Origin of the sequence: Actinoallomurus sp. NPDC052274 (assembly GCF_040679475.1) — a bacterium.
Classification (GTDB): domain Bacteria; phylum Actinomycetota; class Actinomycetes; order Streptosporangiales; family Streptosporangiaceae; genus Actinoallomurus; species Actinoallomurus liliacearum.
On the sequence record NZ_JBFAUT010000105.1, the window covers coordinates 1 to 17,695 of the forward strand.

The following is a 17,695-nucleotide window of genomic DNA, read 5'->3' on the forward strand; positions in this document are numbered from 1 at the left end:
CCGATCGTCCGGAACTCGGTCCTGCCGTCGGCGGCGCGGCGGCCGAACTCGAGCCAGGTGTAGCCGAGCCGCTCGGGGTGGGGATGCCTGCCGCCCAGCAGCAGGTTCCACTCCATGCGCTTCTGTTTGTCGCCGTCGGGCTCGACGCGATGCGGGGACAGTTCGCCGTCGAGCAGGAACGGCAGGGTGAGCGCCAGGATCTTCGACTTCCCCGTGCCGTTGTTGCCGCGCAGCAGGAGCCGCCCGTCGTGAAACCAGAATTCCTCGACGTCGTAGTAGAACATGTCCACCAGCCCGGCCCGCAGCGGCTTCCAGCGCTCCGACTCCGGCTGGGGCAGGGCAGACGGTGCTTCGGCGGTCACGGTTCGGCGGTCCTTCCGGATTCGCGGACGGTGGGCTCGGCGAGGGCGTAGCGGGAGATCGCGGGCAGGGCGCGGACACGGTCGGGCAGTACGACCACCAGGCGCAGTGCGGCCAGCTTCTCCAGCGCGACGTTGAGCAGCTCTTCCTCGGCGCCCGGGTCGGTCACGCCCCTTCGCCAGTACGCGGTGTGCTCGGCAGCGGCCCGCCGTACGAAGGCCAGAAGCGCGTTCCGCGTCGCCTCACCGTGTTCGGCCAGGAATTCGGTCACCAGCAGGGTGACGTGCCCGTCGGTGCGTTGTTCAGGCATCCGCACATCGGTCAACTCGTCATCGGGGTCGACCATGGCGATGCCTTCCGACCGGACTTCGGCCAGCAGACCGGTCGCCTCCTCGATGCGGCGTGTGATCGCGTGGCGCTGCGAGACCAGGTAGGCGCGTTCGGCCTCGTCCAGGTCGGTGTAGTAGACGACCGGGTCGTCCAGCAGCCTGCGGGTCAGCCGCTGGCGCAGCGCCCGGTTGCGCAACTCGTCGGTATCGGGCGCGGGTTCGTCGGCGAGCGAGGTCAGCCGTTCCGTGAACGAGCCCGCAGAGATCGTCGACGGTCCACGCGTCCCGCTGAGCAGCACTGCCAGTACGTTGCGCCGCACATCGTAAAGGACGTCGCCGGTCGCGGACAGATAGGCGTCCTCGTCTCCGGCGACCCGCCGGAGGACGTTCCAGCCGAGCAAGACCCGTACCACGGCGACCAGATCGGCGCGTTCGGGCCGGGTGTCCAGTGAGAAGTCGAACGCCAGGTCGGGCTCGGCCGCGGCGCTCAGGACCTCTTCGGCGAGCCGCCCCAGGGTGGTCTGGGCGTCGGCGCGCTCCAGCACCGTCAGCGCCAGGCAGAGCAGTACGTACCGGCGCCGTCCGAAGGGCTCCTTGGCCCGCCCCCGCGCCGGACGAGTGCCGTCCTCCAACGATTCGGGGACCTTGAACAGCCGGGCCACCTCCGAATCCACCCGTAGCCGCCAGCCCGTCTCGCTCCGCAGCCAATCCCGTAGCTCGGACTGGTGCCGGCGGATTAGGACCAACTCCTCCGGATGGGATTCGGCGGTCAACAAGGGTCGCAGCAGGAGGGCTCGCAACGCCCTGCGCCGCTGCGCCTCCGCCTCACCCGGGATCACCGGGCCCCCTTCGTCAGATCCGTGATCTCGATCAGGTGCTCAGGCCCTTCCAAGACCCCGTCCTCGGTTCGGACCCGGACCACACCGCCATCCGGAACCAGCGACAGGCGGACCTCCATCGAGCCGTCGCCGGTGACCGTCTTCACCTCGGTCTCTCCAGGCCGCCGGGCGGCCAGCGCGTCCCCCAGGAGTGCCAGGAACAGGCGGAAGGCTCGTGGGTCGAGCGCGCCCAGCTCCGACAGCAGGATCGGCCCGTCGGTGCACAGCCGGGCCCGCGCGGCGGCGGTCTCGGTGGCCTCCCGCTCGGTCGCCTGCTCGAGCATGCGCCGTTCCACCGAACGGTCCCGGACTCTGGTCGGCTTGCCACGCCGTTCATACGAGCCCGTTCGCCGTAGCCGCGGTGAGATCCGCATCGGCGGCGCTTCGGCCCACGGCATGCCGGGGACCGCATCGCCCTCCCAGACGGCCAGGGTCTCGGCGGTGACCGTGAGATGCCGGGCCGGAGCCAGCCCGAACGCCACGCGCCACAGACGGTGCAGTGTCTCTTCATCGGGGGCCTCGGCGAACCAACGCGCCAGTGTCGCGAAGTCGGCTGACCGGTCGGAACGACCCGAGCGCCGCTCGTTCAGCAATCCGACCGTGTCGATGAGCTGCTTGATCGCCGTCACCGCCGCCTGCCGCAGCAGCCGCGCCTGCGAGGGACGGCTCGAACCCGCCGAGACGAACCAGTCCCGCAGGCCCCGCCACCGGTTCTGCCATGCCGCGAACGCCGCCGACTCCGCCCGTGCCAGCTCGGCCGTGGCGTCCGCGCCTTCCGGGACCGCGTCCGACGCCTCCCGGCGAGCCGCCAGCTCCAGCAACCGCGCATGTCCGAGTGACTCCAGGTCTCCCAGCAGTCTGGCGATCCGAGCGCCGGAGTTGGCCAGATCGGCGATGAACCGGTTGATGTAGTCGATGAGACGCTCCTTGTAGGCGATGAAGCCGTCCACATCGCCGTCGGAGAAGTCGATCGCCCGGCGCAGCGAGGACATGAAGGCCTGCGCGTTGTCGGCGAGTGAGGAGAATCGCTCGGCCAGGCTCAACAACAGCAGGTGGACCTTTACCGGATCCGGCTCGGTCTGGGTCGCCAGCGCCGCCAGCCCCTCGAGCTGGTCGGCGATGTCGGCGAGCGCGACCGACTGCAGCGATCCCCGGCGGCCGATCGCCTCTTCGTAGAACTCGATGGCCTGCTCGGCCGCATGGCCCGCCGCCGTCAACTGGTACAGGAATCGCTTGCGGTGAAAGTCCTCGACCGTGGTCACCCGGCCGGTGTCGGCGTCGGCTCGTAGATTTCCCCACTCGACCAGCTTCCCCAACGCCTGGTCCAGTTGCTCATCGCTTCCGCGTCCGAGTTCGGCCGCCACGTCCTCGGGCCGCAGGTGAACGATGAACCGCTCCTTCGCCCTCGCGAACGCCTGCAGGACCTGCCGGTAGAACACCACGTTGGGCGCGCTCAGATGCGCGAACGGCTGCGGTTCCTGCACCTTCGGCGTCTCGACGGTCACGGCCCTATATTCGCTGATCATCGAGCGTGCCTCAGCCGATTTCCTCCCAAGGCGGGCAGCGACATCCCTCATTGAGGTCTGGTGCGGTTCTCAGGGCGGAAGAGGGGCTCTTGGCGTGTGCGGCGGTAGCGTACGCGCATGCTCTTGGGGCTGTTGCCGACGATCTCGATTGCGCCTTCTTCGCGCATGATCTTCAGCCATCGTCGGACGGTCTGATCGCTCAGGCCGGTCCGTGTGACCAGTTCGGCGCGGGACAGGCTTTCGTCGCCGAGGGCTGTGAGCAGTTCGGGTCTGCGGTCGGCGCGCGGTGATCGACCTGTTGTGGTGGTGTGCCGAGGGGATAGTTGATATCTGGCCCATCGGCGTGTTCCGGTTTGTGCGATGAGTTCGCGGGCGACGAGGTCCTGCAGTTCGCTGGTGGCTACACGGGAATCGACGCCGGTGGCGGTGCGGTAGGTGCGGTTATCGAGGATCCCCTCTTCACGCAAGAGGGCGAGGGCTATGCATTGGCTGTCGGTCAGCCCCTGCTGGCCCAAGCCGTGGATCCAGTTGATCGTTTCCCCGCTCAACAGAGTGTGATTCGGGAAGGTCACGACGAAGGAGGAGATCTTGTCGGTGAACTGCGGTGGGCTCATGCCGGCGGCGCGGAGTGAGTCGAGCATGGCGCGGATGCCGGAGCCGCGATTCTCGCAGACGGTGCGGGTCTCGCCGGGCAGGGGGACGTCTTCGAGGAGTTTGATGAGGGTGGCATTGCGGGCTGAGGAGATGCCTTCTTCGCCGAGGTTGTCTACCGTGACGGGGCCGAACAGTCCGCCGGGATTTCGGATGCTCAGCCGGTCGGGGTACATCTCCACCTGGACCTGAGTGCCGCGGGCGCCGCTGGACAGATCGCGGTGGACCAGGGCGTTAACGAGTGCTTCGCGTAGCGCGGTCTCGGGGTATTCCCACACGTCTTGTCGGCCGGCGCCTCCGATGATCGCCCGGCGGGACATGTTCCGGCGGATGGCCGCCAGCGTGTCCCTGACCATGACCGGGAGCGGACCCTCTAGGGTCACGTTGTCCAGGAATCTCTCGCTGGATCGGGGACCGCTCTCGGTGGGGTAGTGGACAAAGGTGACCATCAGCTGGGGGAAGTGCTCCTGGGGGTAGTCGCCGAGTGCCAGCAGCCCCGCCAGCGAGACCATGTCCTCGCCGTTCTCCCCTGGTACGAGTACTTTTGCGCGGCGCAGAACCGAAAGAGGGTCCAGGTCCTTGAACGCGTACGGCCTGCTGGTCCTCAATCGGGCGATCAGCGCATCGACACCGGCAGGGTCAAGTTGTTCCAGACCCACTCCATGGATGGCCTGCTCGTCATCGCGGGGCTGCCCGCGTGAGGACAGCATGACCTGAACCTCGTATGCCGACAGGCGGCGATCGCCGTCGCCGACTCGGATGTAGCTGCCCTTGGTGATGCCGGTTCCGCGCGAACAGCAGGGCTTCTGAGCAGGGTTGATCTCAGGGACCTCCGCGACCAGGACCTGCTCTCCCTCGAAGGTATGGATCTTGATAAGAGGCCGGAGCGGCGGCTCCATGTCCTCCGAGCACATGGAAGCAAGGTCGGCGGCCAGTTTCGCGGGATCGGGAAGTCCCGTCGCACGGAAGCCCTGGGTCTCGTCCAGCCCGAGGATGATGACGCCGCCTTGCGTGTTGGCGAACGCCGAGAGAGTCTCGCGCAGCGACTTGGGGAGGCCGCCCTGGGCCTTCTTCACCTCGACGTCGGCGATGTCCGCACCGATGGTGCGAAGGTTGTCGACGATCTCCGCGAGTTCTGCGTCGAGCATCTCATCTCCTCAACCAACAACCATGCTAGTTAGCATGCTAGTTAGCATGGTTGTGGGCAAGCTGATTGACCAAGAACATCGCTGATCGCCCGTAACCGCTGAGAGCTCCGTCCGATGCGTAACGGATCCCGGGATGTTCGGGCGGGCGGCGGTGCGCTGTTCAGGGTGCCGTGATGATCTAGTTTGCGTGTCGCTCGGTAAGTTCGGCGATCTCCACCAGCGCCACGTTGAGCCGCATCTGCAACTCGACCGGATCATCACACTCGGGCCAGACGTCCATATGTCCACGATCTAAGGCATGGGGCCGAGCGTCGGCGAACCTCGCGTATTCGCCAGGGCAGCTCAGCGGGTGGGATCACTGGTCGGTGGAGGCGATGCTGAGGTCGGCGCGGTCGAAGCGGGCGATGAGACTGGGTTTGCGGAGATGCTGTTGGCGCAGGAGCGTGAATCGCCGTATGAACGCCTCGGCGTGGCTGGCGCGTGAGGTGACCACCTGTAGATCCTTGAGGATCTCGACGGCTGTGTCGTAGTCGCTCGGCCTGCGGGTATCGATCAGCGCGTCGACGCGCGCCCAGGCCGTTTTTGGTCACGGGCCAGGCGTCCAGCCGTTTCTCGCGAGCCAGTTCACGTTCTCGTGCACGGCGGGACTCCCTCCGCGGCGTGCGAGGCCTCGGCCTGCCGTTGGCGTTCCTGCCGGATGTCCGCGGCGGCGTCCAGCAACTCGGCCACCGTACGGCGGGGACGACCATCTCCGCTGATGCCGGGTGCACCATGGAAGCGACGCAGCAACTCCATCTGGACCCGGGCGCCGTGGCCTTGTGCGACCTGGAGCAGGAACCGCTCCTTGTCCCCAGAGGGCAGATCGTTGATCCACCTGGCCAGTTCGCGGGGATCGTCCCTGGTCTTCGCGAGGGGCGGGCTCGTCTGGGCCGCGACTGTGAGCAGGTCGGCGTCCAGACGGAGGAAGTCCGCCAAGGCCCGCTGTGGCGCGGTGAGGGAGCTGAGCAGCCCGGCGGGTACCGGCGGTTCGAGTTCGTCTTCGGCGTCGTAGTCGAAGGCGTCCTCATCGCGTTCCCATGTCCCGTAGCCGGCCAGCCAGGCCAAGTAGAGAGGCCGCAGGTCACCGGCGGCGAGTTCGGCGCGGACACCGACGATGGCTGACAGGGAGTCCTCGGCCCCCTCTATCCAGTCCCCGCCTTCGTCCTGGCTGGTCAGGTCGAGGATGAGATGTTCGCGGGTGGTCCAGGCGGCCACGTGAGGGTCGACGCGGTACTGCTCGACGGCCTTGAGGTCGAGGAGAGTGCGAGGCAGGCGGAGCATGACCTGGTGGGTGCCCCAGTTGGCGAGGTAGAGGTGGGCGTCATAATAGCGATCCATCATCGCGCGTGGATCGCCGCGAAAGTCACCCCAGTGGTATTCGTTGCTGAAGCTGGTGGCGGTGATCCGGGCCCGAGTGGACAGGGCGCGGACCTCGGCCTGCTGCCGTTCGTCCAGAGGCCGGTCAACGGCCAGAAACTCGTAGTACTGGTATTCGCTCATCGTCTTTTCGTCGTCAGGGGGCCCAGCGCCGGTATGCCTCGATCCATTCGGCACCGGCCGGGGGCGGGATGGGCAACGGCAGATTCAGGATGCCGATCGCCTCGCGGTACTCCTCGCGAGCGCAGATCGCGACGATGCCACTGCCCGGCAGCAGGTCGACCTTCGTGACAGTTACTTCGACACCCAGCACGGTGGTCTGGGATGGAACGGCGAGGTTGTCCTCGATCACGACATGGAAGGCCGTGAGCTGTTCGTACTCGGCATAGGCGTCGACGACGGCCTGCTCGACCAAAGCGTCCAGCTCGGCCCCACTCAGTTCCGCCACGACTCGCAGCCTACCGAGGCGGCGGGCGGAGGGACGTCGCCATCGCAACGGCGGCAGACGCCGGATCACCGCATCAGTCGCAGAAATTGTCGGATATAGGTCCATTTTTGGGAGTGTACTGATCGTGATGTGCTGGTAATTTCCGTAGTTCGTTATATGTGGACCATGTGTGTGTTAGATGCTGGAACCGAATCGTATTTCGAGTGCAGCGAAAGAAGCGGGCCGTGGTTGCGACTGTGCGGACTGTACCTCTGGAGATGGACCGGAGCACAGGGGACGACACGCTACTGGCGTGGGCGGAGCGATCGGGAAACCGCACGGTGGCGGAGCCGCGTGGGGGCGGGCTGCGGTTCGCTTTCTACGGCCGGGTGTCGACGGAGGATCGCCAGGATCCGGTGACGTCGCAGGCGCGGCAGCGGGATCAGGCCACCGCTTTGGTCGGCGGGCACGGGCGGATCGTGACCGAGTTCTTCGATGTGGGACAGAGCCGGGTGCTGCCGTGGGCGCGGCGACCGCAAGCTGCGGCGTTGGTGGCGGCGATGGCGGATCCAGATCGCGCCTTCGATGCGATCGTGATCGGGGAGTACGAGCGGGCGTTCTACGGCAACCAGTTCAGCCTGATGGCGCCGTTGTTCGAGCATTACGGCGTGCAGTTGTGGATGCCAGAGGCCGGCGGCCGGATCGACTTTGAGGCCGATGGCCACGAGCAGCTCATGATCGGGTTGGTATCCAGTCCAAGCGGGAGATCACTCGGACCAAGATCCGGGTGCGCACGGCGATGGCGACCCAGACCCGCGAGCAAGGCCGGTATTTGGGCGGCCGACCGCCCTACGGCTACCGGCTGGTGGACGCGGGCCCGCATCCGAACCGGGCACACGCTGCGTGGGGGCGGCGCGCCCATCGGCTGGAACCAGACCCGGAGACCGCGCCGATCGTGAAATGGATCTTCGCTCAGCGGCTGGCCCGTCACAGCGTGGCCCGGATCGCGCGTGCGCTGAACGATACGGAGATCCCCTGCCCGTCGGCGGCCGATCAGAGCGCAACGCCCATCGCTCGAGACGGGAGTGGACCCAGACGACGGTGCGGAGCATCCTGGCCAATCCCCGCTACACCGGCCGGCAGGTGTGGAACCGCCAGCCCACCGAGCATGATCTGATCGATCCGGCCAACACCGGGCTCGGGCATCGGCAGGTGCAGCGGTGGAACCTGCCCAAAGGGTGGGTGATCTCCGCCCGGCCCGCGCATCCGGCGCTGGTCAGCGAAGCCGACTTCGTCGCTGTCCAGAACATACGTACTCCGCGCGGCAACGCTGATTCGGACCGCTGTTACCGGTTGGCGGGGCTGTTGCGCTGCGGGATCTGCGGGCGCCGCATGGAGTCGTGCTGGGCGAACAACCGGGCGGCTTACTGCTGCAGGCACGGCCACACCAGCGCATTCAAAGCAGGCCCGGACCGGCGGAAGAATCTCTACGTTCGAGAGGATCGCATTCTCGTCCACCTGCCGACGCTCTACATCCTCCTGGCGAAACCCGACCCCGCGAACGCGCTGCCCAGCGCTGAGGACGTCATCGGCCACTTGCGGGCGGAGGAGATCACGCTGACCTACGACTCCGGAATCCTTCGGGTAGCCGCCCAGGAGGGGGTGAAGATCACCATCGACCGCACACGCTGACAGGCACACTGCCGCAGCACCGGAAGGAGAGTTTAGGCCGCGCCCCCGCTCGGTGCCCAGCCGAAGGCCGGGCACACGACGGTGCTCCGTCATGTCCGGAAACGACCGGACATGTACAAACTGTGTGTCCGACCGGACTGGAGCCGAACGCACATCCTCTCGCCCTCACCCATTCGTTCCTGCTGGGAAGCAGGTGAGCGGCGATGCGAAACCACCGTACTTCGAATGGCTCGGCCGATGTCTGCATTCGCCGTACCACCACGGTCAGCGTTGTGTTCCTCGCGCTGATCGCAGCTTTGGTGAGCTTCGGCCACATGCACGAACTCGCACTCCGGCACGGTGAGACGTCGTTGAACGCGACGCTGATCCCGCTCAGTGTCGATGGGATGGTCGTCGCGTCATCGATGTCCGTGCTGCTGGCTGGCCGGACCGGTATCAACGTCCCATGGCTGCCGTGGACGCTCCTCATCGTCGGACGCCTGGCGAGCCTGGCCGCCAATGTAGAGGTCGCCGAACCTACGGTGGTCGGCCGCGTGATCGCCGCGTGGCCCTCGTTCGCCTTCGTCGGCGCGTACCACCTGCTCCAAGGCCAGCTGCGAATGCGCCTGCTAGGACCGGTCGACCAAGACCACTCAGACGCAGGAGAAGATGAGACTGAGCCCGCGGCAGGCGAGCCCCTACCCGAAGGACTCAGGGGCGGCGAACCAGAGTTTCCTGATCTGGGTCGGCGTTTGCAGCGCGAGGCCTGGCAGTGGGCACTGGCGCACCAGGCGGAGAACGGCGACTTGCCCGGGGGCGCGGCGATCGCACGACGCTTCAACCGCAGCGCCCGGTGGGGACGCCTCGTCAAGAACGCCGGGCTCGCCGGTGTACTCACATCGCTTCCCGCGTCAGCCGACAACTCATCCGCCAACGCTGCGTCGTGATTGCTCGTATAGCAGCGATCCAAGGACCTCCCGGGTGCGCGCGGAGCGCAAGTACACATCTGTAGGAATGATGTAACTCGGTGACGGCGGTCAGGGGGCCAGCTGACCGAGTTCGTGGTTCCGGGTGAGGCTTCGTCCGGCGGCGATCTTGCCAGGCTCGCACTGCGGCACCTGGCAGATGTGGAGCCCGGACGAGTTCGGTCCGCCATCGACAGCGACGATGGTCGCATCGAGCGCGACGCCGTCGGAGCCGTGGTCATCGGGGCGCTTGTGCTGTACGCGTTCAGCGCCGAGCTCAAGATCGAGCGACATCCGGAGAAAGGCTGGACCTTCCGCTTCCATAAGCGACCGCTGAAGGACAGCACAGTCGGCAGGTTGCCATCAGAGCTGTACAACACCTACATCGGTGGTCCGCCGCCGCCCGCGCCGTAGGATCCTTGGATCCAGAGATGGGGACGAGCCGGTCAGGCAAGGTGTCGCGGGACCTGCCGCAGTGACTCTAATCGTCCCGGCTGATCACCAGCATCTGCGAGGGTGAAGCCGTGGTCGGATGGGGAGTCGGTAGAGACAGGCGGCGGGCCGAGTCAGGGCGCTGACGGGCAAGCTCCTCTGCACGCACAGACCATGAAGGCCGTCCGACCGGTGCCTACATTTCCCGCACACACACGGTTGCCGGAATAAAGAGGCCCTCATTCAGTTCGGTATTTTCTCGGTGCGGGATGTGACCCCCATCCGACCAACGGCCGTACCCCGCCGGAGCACGAACGCATCAAGGCGATGGTCGCCTCGCGTGCGTGCTGGGCGGTGAATGCCCGAAGCATGCCACATTCCGGCCGAGCGGCCCGCGCCGCTTCCCGCGCCGCTTCCGGCGCCGAGACGCTCGTCTCCGGAGACCTGTGAGCGAGGGCTGCGGTTTGTGCGGGACATCTCTCCCCGCCCTCCCCGATTCTCCCGCTCTGCCCTGGACGGCCTCTCCGACTGGCCGGCGCAACGGGGCGACCGGCAGGAGGGACCTCCGCCTTGATGTAACACATGACGATGCCGAGTCGCCCTGGCCCGCGGGAGGTCGTGCCAGCCGCTCTACGCCTCCCCGGCGCGGCCGGCCTTCGGCCGCCACAGCACGAGGTACACCAGGGCCGAGATCACGAAGCCGACCTCGAACGCGATGTCACCGACGGACTTGACGTGCTTCGGCACGGGTCCGACGTATTTCTGCTGGTTGGAGAACAGCCACACCGACAGCACCACGCCGACCACCATGGCAACCGGCCCGGCCCAGTTGTGGTGCCGCCGGTCGAACAGAAGGCCGTCCACGTCGGTTCCGCGCCGCAGATACTGGTCGAGCAGGAACACGGCCAGCCAGGGACCGATCCAGTACGAGATCACCAGGAGGAACGCCTCGTACTTCTGCCCGGCGTCGTGCAGGCCGGACAGCGCGACGACGAAGCCGATCGCGCCGAACACGACGGCGACGATGGCTCGCCGCAGCGTCAGCGGCAGCTTGATGCCCAGGGCGACGAAGGACATCGCCCCCGAGTAGACGTTCAGCGCGTTGGCCGCGATGCCGCCGAGCGCGATGGCCAGCAGCGTGAGGTCGGCGACGGCCGTCGGGAGGTGCCCGGTGAAGGCCGAGGTGGGCTGGCCCAGCGCGTCGCCGCCGATCGTGACGGACGCCGCCCCGACGATCTCCAGGACCAGGCAGGAGACGAACACGCCGAGCCCGGCGTACAGGCCGACGGCCCGCCGGCTGCTGTCCGCGGGGAGGTAGCGCGTGTAGTCCGCCGCGTACGGGTTCCAGCCGGCCGCGTACCCGAACGTCGCGCCGACGGTCAGCAGGAAGCCGCCCAGGCCGCCGCCGTGACCCGGAGCGCCGGGATGCGACTTCGCCAGGATGATCAGGGAGGCCACGGCGAAGATCACCGCGAGCACCGGCAGGGCGTACTTCTCGAAGGCGTGCACGAGGTTGTGCCCGAAGAAGGCCAGGACCACCATGGCCACGACCACGATGACGAGGCAGAGCGCCTTCGGCCAGCCGGTCAGCGTGTTCAGCGCGAGCGCGCCGCTGACGCTGTTGACCGCGAACCAGCCGATCCCCGCGACGACGGCGTTCAGCCCGGCCGGCAGGGCGTTGCCCCAGTGTCCGAAGGAGATCCGGCTCAGCACCATCTGCGGCACGCCGTGTGCAGGGCCGCGCGCGGACAGCACGCCGTGGGTGACCGAGCCGAGGACCGTGCCGACGATGATCGCCAGCGCCGCCTGCCAGAAGTTCAGCCCGAACGCGGCGACCGCGAGCACACCGAGGAACACGGTGGCGAACTCCAGGTTCGGCGACGTCCAGGTCCACAGCAGCTGCCGTGGCCTGCCGTGGCGCTCGGCGAGCGGAATGAACTCCGCGCCGCCGGGCTCGACCGCCGCGACCTTCTCGCCGTACGTGCCCTCCCGTACGTCCAGGGAGGGAGCAGGCTTCTTGAGCACCGTCATGGGCGTGCCTTTCGATCCAGCGGGGGAGCGCTCAGCCCATCGTGATGGCGTTGAGCTTGTCGAGGAGGTAGTCGGAGGCGCGCACCGGCTCGTGGGTTACCCGGCCGATCGGTGCCGCGATGGACTCGATCACGGCGCCCGGATCGCACTCGTAGAAGTAGATGAGCGAGACGAGTTCCTCGTCCGGGGCGCTGGGATCCGGCGGCAGGACGCGGTGCCGGTTCGACCGCCAGCGGTCACCTGTCCAGCGGGCCAGCAGGTCGCCGATGTTGATGGTGAAGGAGTCCTCGACGTACGGCGCGTTCACCCAGCCGCCGTCCGGGCTGTAGACCTGCAGGCCGCCGACACCGTTCTGCCGGTCGAGGATCGTGACCGTGCCGAAGTCGGTGTGCGGGCCGATGCGGAACTGTCCCGGCTCGGCCGGTCCCACCTGGGACAACGGCGGATACCGGTTGATGTTCAGCGTGTACGACGGGTGTCCTGTCCTGGCCGTGAAGAAGTCCGGTGCGAGCCCGAGCGCCGCCGCGCAGAGTGTCAGCAGTTCGTCGGCGAGCGTCCGCATCCGGCCGAGGTAGTCGGTGAGCAACGGCTCGAGCTCAGGCTCCTCGGCAGGCCAGACATTCGGCAGGAACCACTCGGCGTCGATCTCCGCGTCGCCGGTCGGCCGGTCGGCGCCGACCGCGAACGTCTCCTTCAGGTCCGGCGGGGTCGGCGTTCCCTCGGCGTAGCCGTTGGCCTCGACGCCGGGCGGCAGCCAGCCGCGCTCGCCGACCGTGACGGCGTACGGTTCCTTCAGCGCGTCGGGGAGCGCGAAGAACCGGTTGGCCGCCGCCCGGATCCGTTCGCGCAACGCGGCCGGCACGCCGTGCCCGGTGACCACGAGGAAACCGATCTCCCGCAGGGCCGCGTCGACGCGCGCCGCGACGTCCGCCCGGGCGGTGGCGTCGCCCTCGAACCAGGCGGTGAGGTCGATGACGGGAACGACGCCGCTCGCGCTCATGAGCTCTCTCCGATGTCCTCGTTCCAGATGCCGGGGTGTTCCTTGATGAAGGCCGTCATGAGCTCGGCGCACTCAGGGTCGTCGAGCACGACGACCTCGACACCGTGCCCGGCCAGCCACTCGTGGCGGCCCTCGAACGTCCGCGCCTCGCCGACGACCAGCCGGGATATGCCGAACTGCAGGATCAGCCCGCTGCAGTACCAGCACGGCGACAGCGTCGTGGTCATGGTGGTGCCGCGGTACGTGGGCTGCCGGCCGGCCGCGCGGAACGCCGCGGTCTCGCCGTGCGTCGACGGGTCGCCGTCCTGGACCCGCCGGTTGCGCCCGCGCCCCAGCAGCAGCCCTCCGGCGTCGAACAGCGCGGCCCCGACCGGGACGCCTCCCTCGGCGTACCCGGTGCGCGCCTCCTCCAGCGCGACACCCAGCATCGCCGCGTCATCAACGACATCAATGGTCATGGGCCCACTATCGCCGCGCGACCTGGCAAGGGGAATGGACAAGACGTCCGTACTATGAGCCTCTGCAGTGGACGATCCGTAATGAGATGGTGTGATGCCCCTCACGCTCCGCGAGATTCTCGCGTTCGACGTGATGCGCGAGGCACGCCCCGTGGTGCTCGCCGGTGAGCGCGCGCTCGGCCGCGTCGTCCGCTGGGTGCACTCGAGCGAGATCTATGAGATCGGCCCGCTGCTGACCGGCGGCGAACTGCTGCTGACCACCGGTCTCGGTCTGGCGGGCACCGACGCCGGAGCGCGGCGGCACTATCTCCGTGAGATCGCCGAACGCGACGTCGCCGGCGTCGCGCTGGAGCTCGGCCGGACGTTCCCCGAGGTGCCGGGCGAACTGGTGGCCGAGGCCCGCCGGCAGGCACTGCCGTTCATCACCCTGAACGCCGTCGTCCCCTTCAGCCGGATCGCCGAGGTCGCCAACACCCGCATCGTCGACCACGCCGGCCACCGGCTGCGGCTGGGCGACTCTGTCAGCCGCGCGCTCAACGACGTCCTGATCGCGGGCATCGGCGTCCCCGGTCTCCTCGCGGCAGCCGCCGGGGTGGTGGGCGGGCCGTTGGTCCTGATCGCCGAGAACGGAGCGCTGGTCGCCGCGCACGGCGTCGCCGGCGACCGCGAGGCGTGGCGGGCCACGGAGACACCGCTGGCCGAGGCGCCGGTCACCGTGCTGGGGACGACGTGGGGACGGCTGGTCGCCGGGCCGGGCTCTCCGCTGCCCGCCGAGGACTTGGCGGTGGCACTGGAGCGGACCACGGTCGCGCTGGCGCTGGCGATGCTGCGCACCGGAGACCCGCCGCGCGAGCCCGACCGGCTGGCCGCCGCCCTGCTCACCGACCTGCTGGAGGGCACCGCCGAAGGCCAGGCCGAGTCGTCGGTACGGGCGGCGCTGGCGGGTTTTCGTCCGGCGGCGGATCACCTGCTCATCGGGCTCGCCGCCGACGCGCTGGAGACCGCGGCCGCGCTGGCCGTCGTCGACCGAGCCGCCCGCATCCTGCATACGCCCGCGCTGCGCGGCCGGGTGTCGCGGCTCGTCCTGGGCGTCCTCGCCGTCCCCCGCAGCGTCGGTGACGTGGTCGGCGCGGCGCAGCAGGCGCTCGATGAGGCGCTTCGGCGGTTGAGCGCGCCGCAGGTGCGGATCGCCGTCGGATATCCGGCGACCGAGGTCGGCGAACTCGGGGGTTCGCTGCGCGACGCCCGGGCCGCCCTGGACCTGCGGCCAGGCACCCGGCTGATCAGCGCGCGTGCCATCGCCCTCGACCTGGAACTCACGCGCCACGGCGGAAGCGGCCACCTCGACCACCTGGTCCGCCACACCATCGGCCCGCTCGTGGAGTGGGACGCCGCGCACCGTACGGACCTCGTGCGCACCCTGGAGACCTTCCTGCTGCACGGCTGCAGCGCCACCCGCACCGCGGCAGTGCTCCATCTGCGCCGCCAGTCCTTCTACCAGCGCCTGCAGCGCATCGAGGCACTCCTCGGCCACACGGTCACCGACCCCGACGTGCACGCCGCCCTGCTCCTGGCCACCGCCGCCCACTGTGTCACCGGCCGCTGATCCCTTGTCGGCACGAAGCGCCCTTCAGGACGCGCGGTACGCGAGGCGGAAGACGAAGTGTGACCCGAGAGGCGACACGGGGCGGGTGTGCATAGCGTCTAGCCCCCCAGATCCATCAGGTTCGAGCTGACGTCCGTTGGCATACTGACGGTCGAACGGCCGGGATACCACCTCTGGACCCTCACCGCCCGCTAGATCCCACCGACCCGACCGACGTGTGGTGCCGGGCCGCGCCCCGGCACCACACCCACCGGCCATCCGAACCGGGCTGAAGAGGACTCACGGTCCCGGCGGCTGCCACCGGACCGCCGCAGAACCGTCGCGGGAGAAGTCCCACACTCGGCGGTGCGTGGCCGGCCGGTTCAGTCGGCCCAGTCGACGATCCGGGCGTCGGCGCGGAATCGGAGCGCGGGGTCGACGTAGCGGGCCTCGGGCAACGCGTACAGCAGGGTGATCCCGGCGTTCTGCGCCTCGTACCCGGCGGCCAGCAGGGCGGTCTCCGGCTCGCTGAGGGCCAGGCCGGCACGCATCAGCAGTACGCCGACGTCGGCGAGCGCCTGCGCGTCCGGTGCGGCGGCCGGGCCGGGCGGTGCGATGGGCGACGGGGTGGTGGTCATCGGTGTTCTCCTCGGATCAGGCGGTGACGGGGGCGGGGGCGGCGGCGAGTTCGGGCACGCGACGGTGCCAGTCGGTGACCTGCTGGAAGGCGTCGCCGGTGGCGAGAATCGCGGCCTCACCGAAGGCCGGGCCGGCGAACTGGATCGACAGCGGCAGGCCGGACGCGGTGAAGCCCATCGGCGCGGCGAGAACGGGATTGCCGATGCAGTCCCAGTACTGCGTGAAGATGTACTGGAACATCCCCTCGATGTTGATGTTGCCGTCGGCGTCGGTGACGTCCTCATAGCGCGGCGCGCCCGTCGCCGTGGTGGGGCAGACGATGACGTCGACGTCGTCGAACAGCCGGGTCACCGCGTCCTGCGCGACCCGCCGGACGCGCTGGGCCTGAACGTAGTCCGCGCCCGACACGAGCGCGCCGCGGGCCAGCAGCAGCCGGGTCGCGGAGAAGTAGTCCTCCCACCGTCCGGCCAGGTCGTTGCGGTGGTAGGCGAGCGCCTCGGAGGCCATGGTGACGATGTTGGCGACGAGCATCTCCGGCCAGTACGGCAGCGAGATCTCGGTGAGCGTGGCGCCGAGACCGGTGAGGGCGGCGAGTGCTCCGTCGAACGCCGGGGCGAGCGCCGGGTCCGCGCCCTCGGGGAAGTGGTGCTCGCGGACCACGCCGATCCGTACGCCCTCCAGCGAACCGTCCAGGTCCGGCATGGTGAACGGCTGGTCGATGCAGTCCGGGTCACTCGGATGGCGGCCCGCGATGATCTCGAGGACGGCGGCGCAGTCGCGGGCGCTGCGGGCCAGCGGGCCGACGTGGTCGAGGCTGTAGCCGAGCGGCGCGCACCCGGACTTCGGCACCCGGCCGAACGTCGGCATCAGCCCGGTCACGCCACAGTACGCCGACGGGATGCGGATGCTGCCGGCGGTGTCGGTGCCGAGCCCGACGAGGAACATGCCGGCCGCGACACCGCTGCCCGTACCGGAACTCGACCCGCCCGGCCAGGTGGCGGTGTCCCAGGGGTTCCGGGGGATCGGGAACGGCTTGCTCGGGTCGGGCATGCCGCAGGCGAATTCCATCGTCGTGACCTTGCCGGTGATCACCGCTCCGGCGGCCTTGAGCCGGGCGACCACGGGAGCGTCCTTGCCGGCCCCCCACTCCGGGTCGAGGACCAGGCTCTGCGCCGTCGTCGGTCCCTCGGACACGGCGAGGATGTCCTTCACACCGAACGGGATGCCGTGCAGGGGACCGCGGTCGACGCCGTCCGCGAGTTCGCGGTCGGCGCGTTCGGCCGCGGCGAGGGCGGTCTCGTCGAAGCGGGCGAGGTACGTGCCGAGTTCGCCGTCGAGCCGGTCGGCCTGGGCGATCGCCGCGCGGGTCAGTTCGGTGCTCGTCACCGTTCCCGCGCGCAGGGCCGCCGCGGCCTCGGTCACGGTCAGGGGTGTCTCCATCCGGATTTCCTCCAAGGGGGGCGCGACCGCCCGTACGGCGGCCGGGGGACGGGGACCCGCACGGCCGTCCGTACGGTGGACGGTGCGGGCCCGGGCTTCAGCCGGGTCATTGCGACGACGCGAGTCAGGACTCGACGGGACGTCCGGGACGCGACGTCACGGTGTGGCCCGTACGGCGCGGGACACGAAGAGGAAGCGGTCGCCGCGCGTGTGAATGTGCGCCAGGTTGAACGGCCGCCCGTCCGGATCGCGGATCACCTGCTCGAACGTGATCAGCGGAGCGCCCTCGGCGACGGCGAGCAGCGACGCCGTGGCCGGATCGGCTGCAGAGCAGCCCATGATGAACTCCGACTCGCCGAAGCGGAGACCCGCCTCGCGTAGTAGGGCGTACCAGTCGGAGTCGAACGGCGGGGCGAGCAGTCGCTCACCCTCCGGGAACAGCACGTAGTTGGTGGCCAGCGCGGTCGGTTCGTCCTCGACCAGGGCGACGTACTCCAACCGGAGGCACGGCGCGCCGGGAGGCGCGCCGAGGCGTTCGGCGGCGACCGCGGGCAGCGGAACCTCCGAGCGGTCGAGCACGCGGGGACGCATCCGCCGGTTGAAGATGCTGTCCGCCATCGGGTCGGCCGCGCCGTGCGCCTCGGCCATCCGGGCCAGGACGGCGTTGACGACGACGTGGGTGCCGACTCCCTGCCGCCGGTCGATCAGCCCTTCGCGGCGGAGCAGGTCCAGCGCTTCA

19 protein-coding genes and 1 pseudogene are annotated in these 17,695 nt (G+C 68.9%); 6 read left to right on the forward strand and 14 right to left on the reverse strand.

The features are described from left to right. The 7 genes from AB0K82_RS43145 to AB0K82_RS43175 form a co-directional block, all read right to left on the reverse strand. Positions 1–362: hypothetical protein (locus tag AB0K82_RS43145; RefSeq protein ID WP_364409142.1), on the reverse strand; the 362-nt coding region annotated here is incomplete at its 3' end. Then, positions 359–1,528 carry a TIGR02678 family protein gene (locus AB0K82_RS43150; protein WP_364409145.1) on the reverse strand — a complete coding sequence of 390 codons (1,170 nt, stop codon included), beginning with the start codon at positions 1,526–1,528 and terminating at the stop codon, positions 359–361. The genes AB0K82_RS43150 and AB0K82_RS43145, both read right to left, overlap by 4 nt. Further along, the gene (locus AB0K82_RS43155) at positions 1,525–3,072 is read right to left on the reverse strand and encodes a TIGR02677 family protein (protein ID WP_364409148.1); all 1,548 of its coding nucleotides are present in this window, start codon (positions 3,070–3,072) and stop codon (positions 1,525–1,527) included. The genes AB0K82_RS43150 and AB0K82_RS43155 overlap by 4 nt, the downstream gene beginning before the upstream one ends. 68 nt (positions 3,073–3,140) lie before the next feature. After that, positions 3,141–4,892: an ATP-binding protein gene (locus AB0K82_RS43160; protein ID WP_364409151.1), complete on the reverse strand. Its 1,752-nt coding sequence runs from the start codon at positions 4,890–4,892 to the stop codon at positions 3,141–3,143. 355 nt (positions 4,893–5,247) lie between these two features. After that, positions 5,248–5,385: a hypothetical protein gene (locus AB0K82_RS43165; protein WP_364409153.1), complete on the reverse strand. Its 138-nt coding sequence runs from the start codon at positions 5,383–5,385 to the stop codon at positions 5,248–5,250. 131 nt (positions 5,386–5,516) lie between these two features. Continuing rightward, on the reverse strand, positions 5,517–6,431 hold the full coding sequence (locus AB0K82_RS43170; protein ID WP_364409156.1) for a hypothetical protein: 915 nt from the start codon (positions 6,429–6,431) through the stop codon (positions 5,517–5,519). 13 nt (positions 6,432–6,444) lie between these two features. Then, positions 6,445–6,756 (reverse strand): hypothetical protein, encoded by a 312-nt coding sequence (locus AB0K82_RS43175; RefSeq protein WP_364409159.1) that lies wholly within the window; start codon positions 6,754–6,756, stop codon positions 6,445–6,447. A 320-nt stretch (positions 6,757–7,076) separates the two neighbouring features. Between AB0K82_RS43175 and AB0K82_RS43180 the strand changes: the two genes are divergently transcribed. From AB0K82_RS43180 to AB0K82_RS43200, 5 genes and pseudogenes are all read left to right on the forward strand, one after another. Next, on the forward strand, positions 7,077–7,694 hold the full coding sequence (locus AB0K82_RS43180) for a recombinase family protein (RefSeq protein WP_364409162.1): 618 nt from the start codon (positions 7,077–7,079) through the stop codon (positions 7,692–7,694). After that, positions 7,691–7,912 (forward strand): hypothetical protein, encoded by a 222-nt coding sequence (locus AB0K82_RS43185; RefSeq protein ID WP_364409165.1) that lies wholly within the window; start codon positions 7,691–7,693, stop codon positions 7,910–7,912. Before AB0K82_RS43180 ends, AB0K82_RS43185 begins: the two co-directional genes overlap by 4 nt. Beyond that, positions 7,819–8,043 (forward strand): annotated as a pseudogene (locus tag AB0K82_RS43190) (recombinase family protein); the annotation flags it as partial. The gene AB0K82_RS43185 and the pseudogene AB0K82_RS43190, both read left to right, overlap by 94 nt. Before the next feature lie 57 nt (positions 8,044–8,100). Beyond that, positions 8,101–8,427 carry a zinc ribbon domain-containing protein gene (locus AB0K82_RS43195; RefSeq protein WP_364409188.1) on the forward strand — a complete coding sequence of 109 codons (327 nt, stop codon included), beginning with the start codon at positions 8,101–8,103 and terminating at the stop codon, positions 8,425–8,427. Between the two features lie 203 nt (positions 8,428–8,630). Continuing rightward, positions 8,631–9,353: a DUF2637 domain-containing protein gene (locus AB0K82_RS43200; protein ID WP_364409168.1), complete on the forward strand. Its 723-nt coding sequence runs from the start codon at positions 8,631–8,633 to the stop codon at positions 9,351–9,353. A gap of 90 nt (positions 9,354–9,443) precedes the next feature. On the opposite strand, the gene AB0K82_RS43205 is transcribed toward AB0K82_RS43200, so the two are convergent. The 4 genes from AB0K82_RS43205 to AB0K82_RS43220 all read right to left on the reverse strand — a co-directional run bounded on the left by AB0K82_RS43205 (position 9,444) and on the right by AB0K82_RS43220 (position 13,292). Next, a complete protein-coding gene (locus AB0K82_RS43205) occupies positions 9,444–9,665 on the reverse strand; it encodes a hypothetical protein (RefSeq protein WP_364409170.1) in 222 nt (73 codons plus the stop codon). Positions 9,666–10,433: 768 nt separating this feature from the next. Further along, a complete protein-coding gene (locus AB0K82_RS43210; protein ID WP_364409172.1) occupies positions 10,434–11,834 on the reverse strand; it encodes a cytosine permease in 1,401 nt (466 codons plus the stop codon). 31 nt (positions 11,835–11,865) lie between these two features. After that, positions 11,866–12,834 (reverse strand): 2-oxoglutarate and iron-dependent oxygenase domain-containing protein, encoded by a 969-nt coding sequence (locus AB0K82_RS43215; RefSeq protein WP_364409175.1) that lies wholly within the window; start codon positions 12,832–12,834, stop codon positions 11,866–11,868. After that, positions 12,831–13,292, reverse strand: a complete 462-nt coding sequence (locus tag AB0K82_RS43220) for a nucleoside deaminase (RefSeq protein WP_364409178.1) — start codon at positions 13,290–13,292, stop codon at positions 12,831–12,833. Before AB0K82_RS43220 ends, AB0K82_RS43215 begins: the two co-directional genes overlap by 4 nt. A 94-nt stretch (positions 13,293–13,386) precedes the next feature. On the opposite strand from AB0K82_RS43220, the gene AB0K82_RS43225 reads away from it, so the two are divergent. Next, positions 13,387–14,898 carry a PucR family transcriptional regulator ligand-binding domain-containing protein gene (locus tag AB0K82_RS43225; protein WP_364409181.1) on the forward strand — a complete coding sequence of 504 codons (1,512 nt, stop codon included), beginning with the start codon at positions 13,387–13,389 and terminating at the stop codon, positions 14,896–14,898. 362 nt (positions 14,899–15,260) lie between these two features. On the opposite strand, the gene AB0K82_RS43230 is transcribed toward AB0K82_RS43225, so the two are convergent. The 3 genes from AB0K82_RS43230 to AB0K82_RS43240 all read right to left on the reverse strand — a co-directional run. Beyond that, entirely contained in the window at positions 15,261–15,515 is a 255-nt protein-coding gene (locus AB0K82_RS43230; protein WP_345351499.1) for a hypothetical protein, read from the reverse strand. A gap of 16 nt (positions 15,516–15,531) precedes the next feature. Next, positions 15,532–16,956, reverse strand: coding sequence for an amidase (locus AB0K82_RS43235; protein ID WP_345351502.1), 1,425 nt, complete (start codon positions 16,954–16,956; stop codon positions 15,532–15,534). Positions 16,957–17,112: 156 nt separating this feature from the next. Beyond that, a partial coding sequence (locus AB0K82_RS43240) for a GntR family transcriptional regulator (protein ID WP_364409185.1) occupies positions 17,113–17,695 on the reverse strand: 583 nt, incomplete at its 5' end.